Origin of the sequence: Massilia jejuensis, from assembly GCF_042656795.1 — a bacterium.
In the GTDB taxonomy this organism is placed as follows: domain Bacteria; phylum Pseudomonadota; class Gammaproteobacteria; order Burkholderiales; family Burkholderiaceae_D; genus Telluria; species Telluria jejuensis.
Genome location: NZ_JBHSMS010000026.1, coordinates 38,355 through 55,677 on the forward strand (window position 1 = coordinate 38,355; position 17,323 = coordinate 55,677).

Annotated in this window: 14 protein-coding genes; all 14 read right to left on the reverse strand. The window is 62.7% G+C overall.

The window, feature by feature from the left end; genetic code table 11:
• Positions 1-12: 12 nt before the first annotated feature.
• The gene (locus ACFPOU_RS07890; protein WP_379719204.1) at positions 13-540 is read right to left on the reverse strand and encodes a hypothetical protein; all 528 of its coding nucleotides are present in this window, start codon (positions 538-540) and stop codon (positions 13-15) included.
• 52 nt (positions 541-592) lie between these two features.
• Positions 593-1,561, reverse strand: coding sequence for a hypothetical protein (locus ACFPOU_RS07895; protein WP_379719207.1), 969 nt, complete (start codon positions 1,559-1,561; stop codon positions 593-595).
• Positions 1,562-1,611: 50 nt separating this feature from the next.
• Positions 1,612-2,079 carry a hypothetical protein gene (locus tag ACFPOU_RS07900; protein WP_379719210.1) on the reverse strand — a complete coding sequence of 156 codons (468 nt, stop codon included), beginning with the start codon at positions 2,077-2,079 and terminating at the stop codon, positions 1,612-1,614.
• 80 nt (positions 2,080-2,159) lie between these two features.
• Positions 2,160-2,597 carry a hypothetical protein gene (locus ACFPOU_RS07905; RefSeq protein ID WP_379719213.1) on the reverse strand — a complete coding sequence of 146 codons (438 nt, stop codon included), beginning with the start codon at positions 2,595-2,597 and terminating at the stop codon, positions 2,160-2,162.
• Between the two features lie 8 nt (positions 2,598-2,605).
• Positions 2,606-2,833, reverse strand: coding sequence for a hypothetical protein (locus tag ACFPOU_RS07910; protein WP_379719216.1), 228 nt, complete (start codon positions 2,831-2,833; stop codon positions 2,606-2,608).
• A 12-nt stretch (positions 2,834-2,845) separates the two neighbouring features.
• A complete protein-coding gene (locus ACFPOU_RS07915) occupies positions 2,846-3,166 on the reverse strand; it encodes a hypothetical protein (protein ID WP_379719219.1) in 321 nt (106 codons plus the stop codon).
• A gap of 91 nt (positions 3,167-3,257) precedes the next feature.
• The gene (locus ACFPOU_RS07920; RefSeq protein WP_379719222.1) at positions 3,258-3,752 is read right to left on the reverse strand and encodes a DNA topoisomerase; all 495 of its coding nucleotides are present in this window, start codon (positions 3,750-3,752) and stop codon (positions 3,258-3,260) included.
• On the reverse strand, positions 3,749-5,257 hold the full coding sequence (locus ACFPOU_RS07925) for a DNA topoisomerase (protein WP_379719225.1): 1,509 nt from the start codon (positions 5,255-5,257) through the stop codon (positions 3,749-3,751). The genes ACFPOU_RS07920 and ACFPOU_RS07925 overlap by 4 nt, the downstream gene beginning before the upstream one ends.
• A gap of 144 nt (positions 5,258-5,401) precedes the next feature.
• Entirely contained in the window at positions 5,402-11,404 is a 6,003-nt protein-coding gene (locus tag ACFPOU_RS07930; RefSeq protein ID WP_379719228.1) for a strawberry notch-like NTP hydrolase domain-containing protein, read from the reverse strand.
• 162 nt (positions 11,405-11,566) lie between these two features.
• Positions 11,567-12,361 (reverse strand): hypothetical protein, encoded by a 795-nt coding sequence (locus ACFPOU_RS07935; protein ID WP_379719231.1) that lies wholly within the window; start codon positions 12,359-12,361, stop codon positions 11,567-11,569.
• 199 nt (positions 12,362-12,560) lie between these two features.
• Positions 12,561-13,241 (reverse strand): hypothetical protein, encoded by a 681-nt coding sequence (locus ACFPOU_RS07940; RefSeq protein ID WP_379719234.1) that lies wholly within the window; start codon positions 13,239-13,241, stop codon positions 12,561-12,563.
• Between the two features lie 145 nt (positions 13,242-13,386).
• Positions 13,387-16,539: a hypothetical protein gene (locus tag ACFPOU_RS07945; RefSeq protein ID WP_379719237.1), complete on the reverse strand. Its 3,153-nt coding sequence runs from the start codon at positions 16,537-16,539 to the stop codon at positions 13,387-13,389.
• 34 nt (positions 16,540-16,573) lie between these two features.
• Positions 16,574-16,864: a hypothetical protein gene (locus tag ACFPOU_RS07950; RefSeq protein WP_379719240.1), complete on the reverse strand. Its 291-nt coding sequence runs from the start codon at positions 16,862-16,864 to the stop codon at positions 16,574-16,576.
• The coding region (locus tag ACFPOU_RS07955) for a hypothetical protein (protein WP_379719243.1) at positions 16,839-17,323 on the reverse strand (485 nt) is incomplete at its 5' end. The genes ACFPOU_RS07950 and ACFPOU_RS07955, both read right to left, overlap by 26 nt.

The following is a 17,323-nucleotide window of genomic DNA, read 5'->3' on the forward strand; positions in this document are numbered from 1 at the left end:
GCATTTCGTTCCTTAGGGCAGGAGCATGTTTTTGAGTTTGTTCCAAGCGTCGACCACCATGTTGCTCCCTTGGCCTGCCAGGGTCGGCTCGCTGGCCATGGTCGTCGAAGGCTGGATGCCACCACCCAGATTGCCAAACGTATCGGTCGAGAGACCTGGTATGTTGGCGCCGTTGATCGCGCTGTTGACTCCCTGTGTGGCCTTCTGGTTGACCTCGTTAATCTTCTCGGACAATTCCTGGGAAAGCCGCTGGCATGCCTGGTTGGCCAGCTTCGTAATCATGGCCGAAGCACCGGGTGTGAACCCGAACGACGCCATATCGAGCGAAGAGAGCTGGTCGAGGCAACTCGACTTGACCAGGCGCGACGCCTGCTGAACGGCGTTCAGGCCGGTCGTGGAGCGGTTGAACTCGATCTGCCTGACTTGCTGCTGAATCTGCTGTATGTCCGATCGGAATTCACTACACGAAGTTGCAGCGCCTACTGATGTGCTATGCACATAAAACAGAACAGATGCCAGTAAAAAAAAGCGGCGTTTCATCTCGTTGCCTTTTAGGGGAATGCGATAGTGTCTCACAGAAACATTTATGGAGCTACTGGCATTGCCCAGCAGCTGGCTCGGGCGCCTCACCATCAGAGCGCTCCGGAACCCCGTCAAAGCCGGCAACAGCCACCAGGTCGGTTAGCGTTTCGAGCGTCACTCCCCTGGTTTTCTTCAATACGTCGGGCAAAGTGGTGATCGCTCGCGCGAATCGCTTCTCGAATTCCTCTTTCGAGACGGCTTCGCCAGCGCGGAACCAGTCCATTACGCGTTGGGTGCTTGCCACATATTCGGAGCGGTAGATCTCGGACGCTTGGCGGATCCACGATTGCATCACCGTCGTGCGCTGGTCATTCGACAGCACTGGCGCAAACGTCATGCCGGCCAGGAATGCTCCCAGCGCATCCGAGAAATCGGCTTGCATCTTCGCCACGACAGCAGCCTTCTTCTGCCCATAGGTGAAGGACAGGCCTTTCCCATTGCGCAGACGCTCGTCGGTTACGCCCTCGAAGAAGCGCAGAGTGGCCTGATGCATCGCGAGCTGCAGGCGCGTTTGCATCGTCTCCGGCGAATCGACCCGCAGGTACCCCATCTTACTCATCATGCGCTCGGCATGGGCTTGCTGGCTTCCCAGGAACCCCTCGTCCGCAAATACCGAGGCGACCGTGCGGACGAAGTCATCGACCTGGGCCTGCTGGTTCTCGGGCGTAGACTTCTCCCAAATGCGGCCGACGATATGCGACAGCATCGAGTTGAGCTCAACACGCTCGTAGGCTTTTGCGTCGGGACTGACGGCGAGGCGGTCGGCCATGACTTTGGCCAGCGCATCGGTCGAGGAAATCATGAACTGGAGCGCGCTCTTGCGCTCTTCCATGCTTGCGTTGGTACCAGGGCGCTGGATGATGCCCAGCATCAGCGGGCTCATGTGGTTCAGGTACCGGATTGATACCTTCGCGTCGCGCCAGGCCGGCGAGTAGTCAACCTTCGAGTCGTTCACGGCCGCGCGGAAGTGCTGCTCCATTACAGCACCGACTGCGGCCTGAGCCGGGCTGGCGCTGGTGAGGCCAGGCGTTACGCCGGCTGCGCTTGCAGCTGCTGGTACAGAGGCCATTGCTTCAGCTCCTTATCTTCGACCTGGTGCAGGCTGGTGCGTTGGTCGCGGGGCATGGCCCGGAAGAATTCAAATACAGGGGTGATGTCGATCACGCCGGGCTTGCCCATGCCGAGCACGTCATGCGCCGCCTCGGCAAGCGCGGCCAGGCGGAGGCTGTCTTCGAGGATGCCCTCGGTCGACGGCGCCGCGGAGAAGCATTCACCGAACATGCCCGCACGGTCAGGGATATAGGAGAACCCGCAGCGAATGTCGGTGGTGGTCAGCGTGCGCATCAGCTTGCGTTCCGCCATGCGGCCGAGCAGCGGCATGAATCCTTGCGCCGAGAAGATTTCGTCGGCGTACATGATGCCGCCATCGATCCAGTAGGTGGTGCGCTGATTTTCGGGAATGTCTTCGCGCTCCGCCGTGGCGAGCAATGCTTCCATCAAGTTCAATCTGTTCTCCTGGTGAGCCGGCCGTGCACGGCCAGCGAGTAACTGCTGCGACGCGTGTCGCAGGGTTGTCTTTACAGCGCGTACACGTCGGCCATCTCATCCATGGCGTCAGATTCCCCGAGCGACGAGCTGCCGACCTGGGACTGCATGCCCATCGCACGCATGAAGCGCTCCAGGCCGTCGCCCGTACGCGAGCTTGCGCGATGTACCGTCTCGCACGCCAGCTTCAGTGCTGCTGGACGCTCAAGAAAAGCCTTCTGTAGCGAAGGCACGACTGATGGCGACGCTTCGACGATCTGCACCCATGCCGTGAGGTTGAGTGGGTTCTTCACCCAGGCAAGCGTCTCGTCGTAGTGCTCGGAGTCGGGCGTGGCCAGGTCGCCGGCAACATCGGCGATCATTTCGATGAACATCAGGCCGCGGCCGCGCTCGGAGAATGCGTCGATGCCCTCGGTGACGATCTTATCGGCCGGCACATCTTTATTGAAATCTGTAACGATTTTTGGCATGTTATTCCTTACGCCTTGACCATGGTTCGCGTCGTCGCGGAGACCATTCTGCGCAGCGAGCGCAATGTTTCCTTCAACACGTCGTCGTAGCGCTCGGGGGCCATGCCCAATCGGGCGCACGTCAGCTCGCGGGTTTCGTCAGCGACGTAGCGCGCCCGGTAGACTGCCTGCTGCTCGGCCGGCAACTCCTCCAGGGCACGCACGGCGACCGACATGCCTACATTGATGCTACTCATGGCTGGCTCCGATCAGCTCGAATACCCTGGCGCCGGCTCGTCCCCGCCTTCTTCCTCGGCGTCGGCAGCGTTTTCCACCTGTTCCTGCGCCAGGCGCATCTTCACCTGGTTGCGCACGCCGTTGATTTCCGCCAGCGAGTTTGCGGCGACCTTCTCCGACACCGGGGTCTTCTTTTCGAGCACGCTCTTGAGCGCAGCCACCGTCAGTGGCAGCGCTTCGGAGCAGTTCTCGCGTTCGAGCTGCCGCAGCGTGTTGGTGAGGATGACCGGGCTGCAGCCGAGCCCCTGACCGCTCAAACCAACAGCGCGTCGCGCACCGTTCAGCGTCTTCATTATTTGCTCCGTTCTCATTGTGGTTGTCCTTCAAATATGTACGGATTTACCGTTCGTTAATTTTGGCTGATGCGAAAGCACGTGGTTGCAATCAACCGACCGTTTTTCGCTTTTTTACATCAGCAACCACAGCAGCGACAAACTTACGGATCACGGTCAGGAAACTCTCTGCCGTAACCTCGCCTCGCTCGATCCGCCTGCACAACATTTCCCATTTCGCCGTCAGGCCAACGCTCTTGAGCTCGGACGGCAGCGCTGCTTCCAATTTCTTTCCTGCCTCAGTCATCACGACCACCGTTGTCTGGCGGCCGCCGACCACGCGCGATTCGCGCGCAAGCGACTTGTTTCGGATCAGGTCGACGATCCCCTCGCTACGTGTGCGCGCGGTGCCAATCCCGTTGGTAGCCTCCAGCACGGCGACATCGGCAGGAGTCTGTGCGTGGCGCGACGCAAACAGCATGTCCTCAAGCAGGCTCGCCTCGGTGTAGCTGGGCGGCGGAGGGCTTTGCGTCACCTCGACGCGCGCGGATACTGCGCCAATGATGGCGCCGACACGCACCTTACCGATGTTAAGGGGCTTATTCACGCGGCCTCCGCATCGCGGTCGTCGTCGATCTCGACTTCGGCCGGCAGCTGGTCGACGATCTCGTCCTCGACATCCATCTCCGGCTCCTGGGGATCTGCTTCCGTCCACCCGTAACGCACGACCTGGGTCGAATCGGCAACGAACAGATCATTGCCGAATGCCACTTCGACCGTGGTGACGTCGTACTCGAAGTCGGGATAGAACTGGGCTGCGAAGCGGTGCGTGATCATCTCAAACACCTCGCGCTCGGCCGCATTGAGGTCGCGCCCGGAGGCCGGCAGCGTGCCCAGCGGCACAATCGCGTGGTGCTCGTTCTCGCCGATCTTGGCGTCGTCGACCGAGTCCGGCCGGGCGCCGGCGTTGGCGCCGCGCATGACCTTCCCGAACATCGGCGAGAGCCCAGCCATGATCCCGCGCGCCTCAAGCAGCATCGTCTCCGGGATATAGGGGCAGTCGGTACCGATATAGGAAATGAGCCGGTGCTTCAAATACAGGTTGTGCATCGCCTCGGTGACGTCTTCCATTGGAATACCGAGCCGCTGGCTGGCCTCCATCTCCAGCGTCGTCTTCGTGAAGGGCATCGGCGGGGCCTTGCGCTTACGCCGCACGGCAGCCTTGTTGTACCGCCCTTCCAGGCCACCATTGATCTTGTCGACGATCGACCTGGCGAGCTCCTCGCTCGTGATGCGGCCTTGCGCGTCGAAGCCCTCCGTTTGCTCAGCACCAGGGCGCGCCTTCCAGCGCAGCTCGGTACCGTCGTCCAGAGTAATGATCGGCGTGTAGTAGTGCACCGGGACGAACTCGGCGATTTCGCGCTCACGCTTTGCCGCCATCCAGAGGATCGGCCCCTTCAAGCGCCCGACCGCTACCGACTTGTCGTCCAGTAGGGACTGGTAGGCTCGCGAGCCGTTGAACCCGACGAGCCAATCGCCCTCTTGCCGCGCACGCGCGGCCTCGCCCGACAGCTGCCACCGCGGCAGGCCGTTTGGCGTGAGCTCGGCAAAGGCTTTCTCAAGAGCCTTGGGATGCATGTCGGTCACCGCTGCGCGCATAACGTGCGGTGCGGCCGGATCGATCCCCAGTTCGCGGAACAGCTCGTCCATCACGAGCTGCCCTTCCCTGCCTTTATCGCCGGCATTGATGATGATGTCTGCCTCGCGCACCTTGCGCTGGATCGCTACAAAGAGCGGATCTGGTACCGGCGCACCATCACGCACCATCACCGAACCATCCTCGTTTCTGCGCGGGCGTGGCGCGCGCTTGTGCACAAGGGGCATGACTGGCAGGTACACCAGGGGATCGGCCCACTTTTGCTCGGGCGCCATGTATTCGTCGATCGGCGCCATGTCTATCAGGTGGCCATTGGTATAGCCAACAAAATCGCCGTTCGGAAGGCGGTAACCGCAGTCGTCACGCCTCGATCGCCCGCCCTGCTGCTGCGCGAGGAAAGAGGCGATCTCTTTCGCGACAGCTGCCTTCTCGGCCAGGATCACAGTTCGGGACATTGTCAGATTTCCAAATGATGTTTCGTACGATGGCTATGGTACAAGAATGAGCCCTGAATTGATAGCCGACAATTGCTACTGTGCACTACTTTCATTGCTCAGGAAACAATAACGGCCGGGAAACTGGCCCGGCCGTTCGCTGTTTTAGGCAGCGCGTTGCTCGTTTACATCATCGTCGCCGTCCCCGTCCTCGTGTTCGCCCTGCCCTTCGCCTTCCCCGGCCTGCTCATCAGCGTCGCCGTTCAGGTGGAGGCGCTGCATCTGGCGGCGCATCATCTGGGACTCGTGCGCAGCCTCACGCAGCGCGCGGGACTGCTCGCGGGTGCGCTCGGTAACGGCCATGGCCAGCAATCGCATCGCAGGCGACGTCGAGTAGAACTGGCGGGTCTCGGTCGCGCGCATCACGTGGCGGGTGAAGATCGCCAGCTTTTCGCGGATCTTCTCGTCGCTGTCGCGATTGCCATCGGCGTCGGTAAAACGCAACAGGACGCGCACCGTTGCCGAGCCCTGGCGGCCGCGCTCGATCTTCACCGCCTCGCAGCCGAGCTCTTCGTTGATGGCCGTGGCCAGCTCCGACTGCTCATTGCGGTCGAGGCAGGTTTTGCGGACGCGCGCGCCGACGCCGGCCAGCAGCTGCTCAGTCTGCGCCTGCGGTGCGCGGGCGTTGCGGCGCAGATCCATTTCGTCTTGGCTGACGCCTTCCTGCAGATCCTGCTGGAAGGTGGTGCGGTTTGGCAGCCAGTAGATCGAGACATCGGCGTTCTTGGAATCGGCCGACGAGTGTAGCGCGCGGCTTTCCAGGTTCGAGCGCAGGAACTCCTGCCAGTAGAAGGCATTCTTCGACGGCGGGCGATTCAGCGCCGACCAAGTCGAGCAGAACAGCGTGGTCACGCCTTCCGGCGCCAGCTCGACAGGGACGGTCGAATAGATCGATTCCTTCGTCATGTACGGGCGGATGTTGATGACGCGACGCGGTGCTTCTGCCGGCATCTGCAGCACGGCGCCGGCGCCGATCTTGTGCTTGGCGGCGATCGACGCGGCGCGGAACAGGTTACCGCACAGGACGTAACGCTTCGACGTGTGGTCGCGCTCGATGAAGGCGTTGAACTCGTCTGGCACCTCGCGGCTCAGCAGGCCGTCGTCGATACGCTCGGCGCCCGGCAGCCACAGATCCAGGCCGGTGAACTGCTTCTTGTACAGGTCTGCCAGCGTGAAGCGCTGCGGCGTCATCCAGCCGGCCATCTGGATCGTCACGACCCAGCGCGCCAGGTTGGTTTCGCGGCCCCGCGGCGGCAGCGTCAGCGAGGTCACGGCGCCCTTGAGCACCTTCTCTTCACCGATACCGAAGTGGCGCTCACGGACGATCACGTACTGGCCTGGCATGAAGTGCTGCAGGTGAGACAGCAGCCAGTTGCGGCGGCGCTCGATCACCTGCATCGGGGTAATGAGCTGGTTGCCGCTCTCGTCCCTGGTGCGGCCCGAGTCGACCGTCTCGTTCGCACCCTGGCGTGCCGCGTCCGACGAGCGCATCATCACCATCATGGCGTCGAACATCTTCTCGACGCGGGTACGCAGGCCTGACGGCACCATGCGAATCGCGCCGGTCATCGGGCCGACGACATCAGGGCCGCCCGACTGGTAAATCGCTGGCGTTTCCATGTCCGGTACGAAATCAGGCGTCTCGCGGTTGTCACGAGCCTGGCGCGAGTCCAGGAACATGCGCTGGGTATTGCGCTCGATCTCCGACAGGACATCGTCCCACTTGCGCGCAGCAACCCTCACCCGCGTGGTCACGGTTTGCAGCTCGACGGCCTCGTCGAACACGGAATCGACGTCGCCATGATCGTTCAGGCGCGCCGGCAGCAGGTCTTCGGAGCCGGTGATGGCGGCCGCGTCGAAGTCGGCCATGTTCAGCACGTTGGTGCGCAGCGGGTTGATGCCCTGCTGATCCAGTTCAGCGACCACCTCATTGAAGTTGTAGGTGATCTCCTGGTACACGACACGCGACTCCTTGTCCGGCAACAGATCCAGGCGAGACACCGTGCGCTTGGCCAGACCGTGCATCGGTGCGTTCACCTCGGTACCGTCCGGGTGGATCGCTTCCGGCATGAACGAGCGGAACTCGATGCCCAGGCGGGTAGCGATGGCTGGGTTGGCCTGCAGGAAGTCGCGTACCGACGCGTCGCCCACGTTGTTGAACAGGTCTGGCAGCTCGTGCAGCTCGAAGCGGCTCGAACGGTTGCTGGTGGCCGACGCGTACAGTTTGCGCAGGTGGCCGTAGTGCACCATCATGATGCGCGCTTCCGACTGCAGGCCCGACGCCAGCATCTCCACTTCCGGCGGAATCACCTGGCCGCGGCGGTCGGCCCGGCCGATCGCCTGGACGTAGTCCACGATGTCGCCGAACACCTGGCAGAACATCTCGGTGCGCTGGCGCTGGTCGCTGAAGTCTTCGGACGCGTGCAGGCTCATGCCGGTGGACATGGCCTTGTTGCCGACCAGGGCGTCGTATTCGCCGAAGTTGAAGCCGCGCTCGATGTTGCTGATCTTGGACTCGTGGGCCGGGCGTGGCGCCACAATCCAGTGATCCGAGTGCATTCCGATGACCTTGTACTTACGGCCGGTCGCTTCCCCGACCGAGAAACCGGCCTGGCGGATCGCATTGCAAATCGTGTCGATCGGCGAGCAGTACAGGTCGTCTGGCAGCTCGTCGATCATCGAGTCGAGCGTGGCCAGGCCTTCCTTGATCGCTTCGCGCTCCGCTTCCGACGCGGCAAACTGCGATTCAAGCACATTGCCCTCGATACGGTTGCCCTCGGCGTCGACGTGCGTCATGCGAACGACCGTGTCGTACATGGCGCGCAGGGTCAGCTTGAGGGTCTGCGGACGGATGCTGTAGGTGCCGTCGTCGTTCTTGACCGTGTCCGGATCGGCCAGGGCTTCCTTGATGCGCTGCTCGAAGGTCTGCTCCAGGAAGATGATCGGCTTCTTCCCCTCGCGGATCTTGGCGACGGCGCGCTCGCCCGCAAAGCGTGCTTGCAGGGCGACGTTGAGGGTGCGCTGGGTGGTGAACAACAGGCTGCCGAAGCTGGTGGTCTGCGTCTTCACGCCGTCGATCATGCGCTTGATGCGGCGCATCTCGCCTTGCAGGCGGCGCAGCGCGTCGGCGTCGCCGCCCAGCATGTTGATGTCGGTCGAGAGCTTCTCGGCCAGGTCAGCGGTCAGGCCCAGGTCTTCAACACGCAGGTCGAGCAGGTTCGTCAGCGTGCCCTCGATCTGCTCGCCACCATCCAGCAGCGCATGCGCCTCATCGGCAGCCAGCGACTGGGCATCGATCACGTGCGCGGCGTGGCCGGCAGCCAGGAACTCCTCGTTCTCCGGCTCCGCCTGGTTGGCGATCGCCTCTTCATTGGCCATCTGTTGGGCGTAGGTGCCGGCCACCAGAGCTGCGGCTTGGCGCGCGGCCTCGTCGATCGCGTCGTCATTGCCGCCGTCGACCTCGCCTTCCGGAGCGTTTGCATCCTGGGCGGCGCGTGCGCGCAGCGCCTCGATCGCCTGACGGGACGAATTGTTGGCGCGCTCCAGCGTCGCCGCGATAAAGCGCTGCGCCGTGTCTAGCTTCTTCACCTGGGCGCGGGTCAGGCGGCGGCCCACCTGGTCGGTGACACCGCACAGGCGCTGCAGGCCCTGCAGGATGATAGCCACCTGGTCGGAGATCTTCTCGTTGGCCGACAGGCGCGCATCGTCCACCGTCATCATGATGTCGAGCTGCGACGCGTCGCGCTCACGGCGGATGAACAGGCCGTCCTCAGCCAACATGGCCGTGAACACTTCCTGGATGCTCTCGCCGCCGGCCTGCATCGCTTCCGACACCATCGACGTGTCGATGGAAGCCGGGAGCATGCGGCTGTAGAAGCTCATCTGGCGCGCATCCTTGAGCCAGGTAGCCGACGAATACACGACCGCCTTGGCCGCGTTCGCGACCGCGGTGCACACCGAACCCAGCTGCGAGGTGTCGCCGGCGGCAATGTGGGATTCATCGAAAATCACGATGCACTTCGGCGCGATCGACTTGATCCACTCCGACTTGTCCGAATTCTCGCCCTTGCTGAACTGCGAGTACGTGCAGAAAATCAGGTTCGGGTTGCCGAAGCCTTCGAGACCGAACTGGAAGTTTTCGCTGAATTTTTTCGACGAGACGCCGCTTGCAATCTTGTCCAGATTTTCGGAGAACTGGTCGACCACCTGGGCCGTGTGGTTCAGCACCATCGGGCGCAGCTGCGTGTGCAGGCCGGTTTTCTTCAGGTCGCGGTAGAAGTCCGAGAACAGGCTGTCCTGCTTGGTCACGAAAATGACCGGCAGGCCGCGCTGCCATGCGTACGAGACGCTGGTGGCGATCGTCGCGCCTTTGCCAGCACCGGTCTGGTCGCCCAGCACGAAGCCCTTGTCGCGGTCGAGCGCGCTCACCATCAGGGCCGACGCGTCGACCTGCTCCGGTGCCAGGTAGGCAAACTGCTCTTCGGTGAAGCCAATTGCATTGCGCACGTATTCGTCGATATTGCCGCTGCGGTCTTGCAGGCTCTGGAGCGCCTTGTAGGTCGGGCCAGCCAGGTTGCGGGGGATCATCAGCTGGATTTCGCCATTGTGCGAGAAGGCATCGTAAGGCAGCTGGTAGCTGTTCTCAGCGTTCTCGTTGGCGCGCAGCGCCGCTTCTTCCTCGGCGGTCATCTTGTGGCCAGCCGACTCGTGCACGCGCACCAGGACATCATTGGTGAAGGTGCGCAGCGCGTCCCAGTCGTACATCGTGTCCTGCTTGCGCGGGATCCAGTCTTCGCCGCGCAGCTCGCGCTCCTTGGCGCTGAACTTGCGGCCGACCGTCACCATCATCAGGCCGGACGACAGGTTCATCTTGCGGCGCATGACCGGCGACAGGAGCCCAATGCCCAAGACGTCGTAATCGGCCTGCAGGCCGCGCAGGAAGGCCGTCACGCGTCCCTTTTCGGCCTGGCGATCGACGTCGGCGGCGCTGGAATACTCCGGGAAGGTCAGGATGGTCAGGCCGTTCGGGTGACGGCGCGACATGGCGTGGCGCATCTCGGCGAGCGACTCGGCCGTAACGTCGTGACGGCTCAGGGACGACAGGCGGTGCGGCGGTACCGATTCGTTAAAGGCGCGCTCGACCACGTTGACCGAACCAGGCACGAAGGTGCGCAGGCGCGCATCGACGGACTCCGGCGCGGCCGGGTCGGTAAGCGTCACATAGGTCGAGCCCAGCAGCGAGGCGATGGCGCCGTCATTGAGCTGGGGGATATAGATCGGGATCTGTCCCTCGCCGCCGAAGGCGCGCACCAGTTCCTGGGCGGCGACGGCCGCCGGCAGCGGGATCGCGCCCGCGCCCTTCTGTGGGCCGACATAGGCAGGCGAGTTCTCGTACAGCAGCTGCGCTTCGCGATAGGCGGCGTCGCCGGCCAGCTCGTGGCGCTCCAGCACGCGGTTCGCCATCTCCGACTCGATCGTCTGGGCGACTTCCTCGACCTTGAGCCGGTCGACCGAGGCACCGCGGCCGTACAGGACATCGACGAAGCGGTTCACATCGGCCACATCGGCGTGCGAACCGGCCATCAGGCCTGCGATGAAGCCGCGCACGCAGCTCACCAGGTTCGTTTCGTCCGCGCGCAGCATGAACGCGGCCGGCATCGTGCCTTCTTCCACGCGCTTGCCCTCGGCGTCGACCAGGAAGCGGCTGCCTTCCGGGCGCTCGAACACCCGGTGGCTCATGAGGTTCATGCCGATCGGCGCCGCAACACGCATCGCAGCTGCAACCGCCATCTCCTGTGGGGAGAGCTTGGCGCCGCCTTCCAGGCGCAAGCGCACGTCTTGCGCGGTCGCGATCTGGATCTGGCGGGCGTTCGGGAAGACCGTCTTGAATTCCGACAGCTTAGGGGTCTTGGTCGGCGAGAACGGGCGGATCAGGAATGGCTTGCCACTTTTGACCGGCTCGAAGTTCAGCGGCGCGTGCTGGCACGCCTCCCACTCCGGCGAACCACGCACCAGGCCGATCAAGATCAAGAGGTTCTCTTTGAACCCCTCTTCCTTAATGAACCGCAGCTTGACTTCCTGCTTACCGAGATCGAACCAACTGGGCATATCCGCTCCTATCTGTAAATTCTGGTGATTGCATTTAACCTGTAGCTCTACGGTAATAGAAGTTGAGAGGCGTGGTTGCGCAAAGGCACGAATACAACGAAAAAAAGCCTCGCACTGTGGCGAGGCTTCGGGCAGCCGCCGCTTTCGCAGTGGCCGAGGTTTTTAGCCGTTCTGGCCGAAGGCCGCGGCATCGCTGGCGCCGGCGTCTTCTTCCCCCAGGATGTCCGAGACCGACAGCGCCGAATCTTCCTCGGCGGTGGCGGCAGGTGCCGGCTGGGCTTGCGGGGCGACCGGGGCCGGTTGCGTGCCGGTGGCGCCGGCAGCCTTGGCGGCCACGGCGCGGGCCAGTTCCAGGGTAAACTCGTGCTGGGCGGTGAAGTCGTTCACCGTGCTGATCACCTTGCCGGTGGTCGGGTGCTTCACTTCGATCTTCTCGATTTTCGGGATCACGACTTCGCCTTCGCCGTACTTGTTGGTCAGCTTCTGGTCACCCTGGTAACCGACCAGGCGGACGTCGTCCTTCTGGCGGATGACTTCGTTGCCCGCTGCGTCCTTGCCCTTGGTGCCTGCGGCGAAGAAGAAGCTCTTCAGGGTGATCGGCTTCGACAGGTCAGCGGCGTTCAGGGCGCCCAGAACTTGCAGCGCGCTGCTGCCCATGCTGAACTTGACCAGCGCATCCTTGCCGTCCGGGCTGCGCAGCGACACCCAGATCTTGTGCTCTTTCTCGCCCGGCTTCTGGTAGACGTCTTCTTCCTTGATCAGGACGCGGCGCACGAAGGCCGAGATCATGTCCGGATACTCTTCCTTGAATACCTTGCGACCGGTGCTGGTCTGGTGCTCGCGGAAGGTACCTTCGGCGTTTTGCGAGTTGTGGTCGATGGTGAACAGACCGGTCTTGCCGTTGTAGTTGACGAAAGTGGTTGCGCCGTTTGCGTTGCCGTTAATGCGACCGAACATGTGAATCTCCTGTAGAAATAGGCCCAGATCTGAAGGACAGCGTCTGGGCCGACGACGATGCCATATCGCTAAATTTGTACTTCTCGAAACCGCTTCAATCGATCCTTGTTGCGATCGCTGATGAACCCATCATAGAAATTTCAGGCAGGCGTGGTTGCAAAAAGTGCTTGCGCTTTCAAAACAGGACGGTGGCTAGGGTTCAGCTAGCGGTCACCTGAACCGGAGAAGGGCACGGGACAAGCTCCAGGCGGCCCTGTGCAGCGGCTTGTACGCGCCGGCGCACGGCCTCGCCCAGCTCGGCCCTGAACATGTTTTCGTAGCCCAGGCGTGGAGAGGCGATCGCGGCAAACAAAAACATCAGCACAACGAAGAAAATCATCACACTAGTGGTATAGCGCTCGATGGCTGCCACGATCTCACTGCCGGGCGCCGTGCGCAGACCCTCAGCGACAGCTGCCGCGGTGTCCGGATCGAGGAAGACCAGCGCCAGAGCCACCCAGAAGAGAGCCACGGGCACTGCGGAGACCAGCATCTCCGCGGCCCTCACGCCTACCTTGACGAGATTGCGGCCCTGCGCCCAGTACACGCGCCAATCGCCATGCACGGCCTTCTCCAGGGCTGCATAGTCGCAGTCAGCGATCGAGCCGACGCGCACCTTGTTGATCGCCACCTCCCAGTGGAGCGCAGCTGGGGTATCGATGCGCAGCTGGAGGGCCGCGCGCTGGCGCTGGCTGCCGGTGGTAGCCAGGAACGCCACGAGAGCGCCGAGGAGGCCACCGATGCTTCCAAAGAGCAGACAAGCAAACGCGGCTACCGGCAAGCCGGTGAGGAAACCGACGGTGACATCGGCGAGGTTCAACTTCGTGGTGCTATTTTTCATTTTCTGACGCCCGTTTGATTCGGCGGCCGGAGTCGGCCCTGCCTATTGTTTGACTTGCCCGATAGAAAGCGTGCTCGCCATAGGGGGAGGACGAAAAAAACGCCACTGTTATCCACAATTTTTGGGGATAACAGTGGCGCCGGCATTACGCCGCATGCAGCTGACGCGCGTCCTCGTGATATTTCTGCGCCAGCTCGGCAGCTACGATCGAGGTGATCGTAGTGGCGCGGTCGCCGACACGCTCGGTGCCCATCATGCGGCTGCGCTGCTCCAGGTAGGAGGCGGCCGAGCCCTTCGGGAATTCGCGGGCCAGGAATTTCAGGGCCTCGGTTTCGCCGATCAGGATTTCGAGCTCATTGCGCAGGGGTGCATCGGTATCGTCGGTGGTATAGCACCAGGTTTCGATCGGGCCGACTTCGTTGTCGAACACGGCGGTGACCTGACCATCGCGCAGGCGGAACCACGACCAGATGCGGCCCTGACGATCCAGCCCGTTACGCAGGATGTCGAGGTCGGTGTTCGACAGCGCCAGCTGTTCCGCAGCGTAGACGTTCTGCTTCTCGGACTGCTGGCCCGCCACCATCACGGTCGTCATACCGTCGAGAATTGCCTTCGGATAGTCGGTGATGTACTGGGTCACGAAATTCAGGTAGACCTTGAACTTACGGGTCTCACGCGTCTCCTTCTCGTTCAAGCTCACCAAGCCCTGAACCGTGTTCACGTTGTGCCATTCTTCGTACGTCAGTACCTTCGGCGTCTGTTGGATCTCGCGCACACGGCGGATCTGGTATGCCTTGTACTCTGGCCGCAACAGGGTTTCCATCTCTTCGACGTCGAGGAAGAAGTTACGCGCGCCCAGGTGGCGGGCGTACAGGTACATCATGCCCGCGAATTCCTTGCCGCTGGCCGACGATCCGCCCAGCACGTTCTGCAGGTCGACCACCATGATTCGGGAGTTATCCGTGTTCATGCGCGTGACACCCGAGAGCACTGCGTACTCGTTCGTGGCGTTCAGCAGCGCACGCGAAGCGCGCTCGATCAGCAGCTCGTCACCCACCTTGGCGGTACCGTAGACGGCCCGCACGCGATCGCTCTGCAGCACCTTGGTCATGTCTTCCATGCGAGGCACGGCGAAGCGCTGCGCGATGCGCGCCGACTCGATGCGCCCCGCGGCGAACAGTGCGTCGACGGCGCTGTAGACGGTCGGTGCGCGGCCGGTATCGAGATCGAAGCCGATCTCGCGCAGCTCGCGGGTAATGTCCTCGCAGTAGGCCGCCTGCCAAAGCCGCGCATCGGTGGAATCCGGCGCATACATGCGATAGGCTTCGGTCAGCATCGACTTGATGAAGGCACCAGTCTCGTCGCCCAGACCCTTGAAGATCACCTCATACACAGCGACCTGGAAGTCCATCTCGCCGCCGGTCGGACGCGTGCAGCCGAGCTGCAGGTCGTGCGGATTGGCGCAGTACATCGCGTCGTTGATGACCTTGAAATACATCAGCTGGCTGTGCAGCTCTTTAGGCAGCACCGTGCGCAGATGGCGAAGGAATCCTTTACCCGACGCGCCCACGTCGATCACGAGGCCGTATGGAAGCTGCTGGGCGCCCGGCGAGAGCGACAGGCAGTACATCACGCGGTTGATCAGGAACGATTTACCCGAGCCGGAAGGCGCCACCCAACCCGAGACGAACGAAGCGTGCTTTCGCGAGCCGATCTGCACCGGATAAATCACGCCATCACTGGTCTTGAACTGCAGCTGCCCGAATTCCCAGGGCGACGCCGGCCGCATCAGCGGCGACATGTAAATCGCATCCGACAGCGGCGCCGGCACCACCGGCGCGCAGCTCGCGCTCGTGTATTCCGGGATGCTCGACAAGCGCGCGACATCAGGCTCGCCCGTCTCATGGTTCGCCTGCATGCCGCCCCAGCTCTTCACGGCCAGGTCGAGCTCCAGCAGCGCGCTCTCGGCCTTCTCCTGCGAGCGAGCCCAGGTCGAGAAGGACACTCGCAGCCCGATGATCGGATCGGTCGCGGCGCGGTGCTCGTTATGCTGGCGCAGCTCCGTGTATGCGTCGCGGATTTGGCGGTTGGTAGCATTGAACGGCGCCAGGAACGAATTGAGCACCTGGTTGAGACGGTTGTATTCGAGGCCCTTCGGCAAGATCTCGTAGGAGATGCTCATAGGGATGCCGACGGCGCGTACCTTCTGCATCAGGGCAGAGAAAATGGTCTGCGAAGGGAGGTTGCGCGGCGACACCGGGCCGATCTCCATGACGGCGGTACCGTACCAGGTGTGGCCTACGGTTGAGGTCTCGTAGTTGCCGATGTGGCCGAGCACCTTGCGCGTCAAGACCTGCATGCCCAGGGAGAGCGGCGCTGGCGAGGCCTTGTCCGCGGTCGCCGAATAGATGGCGCCTTCCTGCCCGAGCAGGCGCGCAGTCCAGCTCGGCTGGAAAGGCACTTCCCGATCGGCGAAGCGGCGCACGCGCTCGAATGCCTCGCGCACGGCCAGCAGCTGCATCGACAGGCCAATGGTGCGGCTGTTGAAGTCGCTCAGCAGGCTCTTGACCAGGCCCTCGTGGCGCTGGAGGATCGCAGGGCTACGGCTAAGAAGGATCTGGCCAAACGGCGACTGGAGGGCCAAAGGGACGTTCTTGACACCCTTCCCGGTCGTCATGATCTTCTTGATCATGTCTTGGTATTGCTCGGTCGCCCGCTTCATCTCGTCAGGGCGCAGCGCCTTCATGTGCGTGCGCACGGTGAGAAGCGTCATTTCCTCGGCGGCACCGCTCGACAAGCGCGAGGCCAGGTCACGACGGTAGGATTCGGCGTCGCCGCCGAGACGCTTCGCAGTGGCCAGCATTGGCGCGATCTTCTGCTCGAAGACCTGAGCAGCAGTATTCGGGTCGTGCAGGAAGTACAGGCCGAACGAATAGGAGCTCCCGTTGCCGCCGGCCATGTAAGCCGCAACCTTGGTCGAGACCAGTTCGGCCATCCGGGCGGCGTCCGCCTCACGGATGTTGTTCCGGGCACCGCGCACGAGCAGGAACGACACCAGCGTGCCGTCAGCCATTTCCAGCGAATACGGCTCGGCGAACGGCCCGGATTCCTCGCCCATTGCCCCACCGTGCGCTGTCTTAGGCAAGTGGCTGTCCTGCAGTAGTTCGCTGATGAAGGCGCCCTGATCCAGACGCTGCGATGGCACCACGGCGCCCCGCCACTGGCAGTGGGTCATGGCGCTACCGCCACCGAGGGTGTCGTGCGCGGACTCGGCAAGAGAAAGCAGGATATTCGTCATGTCAAAAAGTCTTCTGGAAGGTAGTGGGCCGCGCTTATGCCGCGGTGGCCGGGTTCAGCTGCTGCTCCGCCGCCTCGTGCTCGGCACGGCGATCGTGCGCCATCTGCTTCAAGCCTGGGAGGACGTCGGGCGCGCGCAGGATCTCGACGATCTTCGGGTCGCGCTTTGCCGCGGCCGTGATGATCTCCATGAGCCGGGTGACGCGATTTACCGGGGGGAGCTGGAAGATGTTGTCCATCTCGGCCGTCAGTTCCAGCGGCAGGCGCCAGACGATCTGGCCGATAGCGCGATCGAGCGGGTCAATGGGAATGATCGGGGCTAACATAGCCAAACTCCTGTAGTAGTGCATTGAATCGGGGCATCGTGAAATCCATGGCGATCGCGGCCTGTTCCAGCCCCACCAGGTTGTCCTTGTCGACGTTGACGATCACCGACCCGTTTCCATAGCCGGACACGCGGAAACCTGCCTGCTGCAGCCGGTAAGCAGCCTCGAAGCACACTGCCCGGTCATGCGCGCGCAGCCAGGTGCTGTGCACGTCGTATTCGTTCTCGCCGGTGACGCGAGACCACTTGGCCGACATCAGTGCCTGGCAGTGGATATACGAAACGATCCCCGACGCAGGCATGGCCTTGATGAGGCGATCCTGTGCCAAGCCCTGCGGCAGCTGGCAGCCCGTGGGCAGCGCTTGACACGTCGACGAAACCAGGTAGGACTTGACGTGCACGCGGGCATGGCGGCTCACCCAGCGGTACTCCACATCCGTCATCCACGTGCGCTTGGCGC

Bases quoted from the DNA above. Each gene is read 5' to 3' on its own strand.
- ACFPOU_RS07890 (WP_379719204.1), bottom strand. From the start codon at position 540: ATGAAACGCCGCTTTTTTTTACTGGCATCTGTTCTGTTTTATGTGCAT.
- ACFPOU_RS07895 (WP_379719207.1), bottom strand. From the start codon at position 1,561: ATGGAGCAGCACTTCCGCGCGGCCGTGAACGACTCGAAGGTTGACTAC.
- ACFPOU_RS07900 (WP_379719210.1), bottom strand. From the start codon at position 2,079: ATGGAAGCATTGCTCGCCACGGCGGAGCGCGAAGACATTCCCGAAAAT.
- ACFPOU_RS07905 (WP_379719213.1), bottom strand. From the start codon at position 2,597: ATGCCAAAAATCGTTACAGATTTCAATAAAGATGTGCCGGCCGATAAG.
- ACFPOU_RS07910 (WP_379719216.1), bottom strand. From the start codon at position 2,833: ATGAGTAGCATCAATGTAGGCATGTCGGTCGCCGTGCGTGCCCTGGAG.
- ACFPOU_RS07915 (WP_379719219.1), bottom strand. From the start codon at position 3,166: ATGAAGACGCTGAACGGTGCGCGACGCGCTGTTGGTTTGAGCGGTCAG.
- ACFPOU_RS07925 (WP_379719225.1), bottom strand. From the start codon at position 5,257: ATGTCCCGAACTGTGATCCTGGCCGAGAAGGCAGCTGTCGCGAAAGAG.
- ACFPOU_RS07930 (WP_379719228.1), bottom strand. From the start codon at position 11,404: ATGCCCAGTTGGTTCGATCTCGGTAAGCAGGAAGTCAAGCTGCGGTTC.
- ACFPOU_RS07935 (WP_379719231.1), bottom strand. From the start codon at position 12,361: ATGTTCGGTCGCATTAACGGCAACGCAAACGGCGCAACCACTTTCGTC.
- ACFPOU_RS07940 (WP_379719234.1), bottom strand. From the start codon at position 13,241: ATGAAAAATAGCACCACGAAGTTGAACCTCGCCGATGTCACCGTCGGT.
- ACFPOU_RS07945 (WP_379719237.1), bottom strand. From the start codon at position 16,539: ATGACGAATATCCTGCTTTCTCTTGCCGAGTCCGCGCACGACACCCTC.
- ACFPOU_RS07950 (WP_379719240.1), bottom strand. From the start codon at position 16,864: ATGTTAGCCCCGATCATTCCCATTGACCCGCTCGATCGCGCTATCGGC.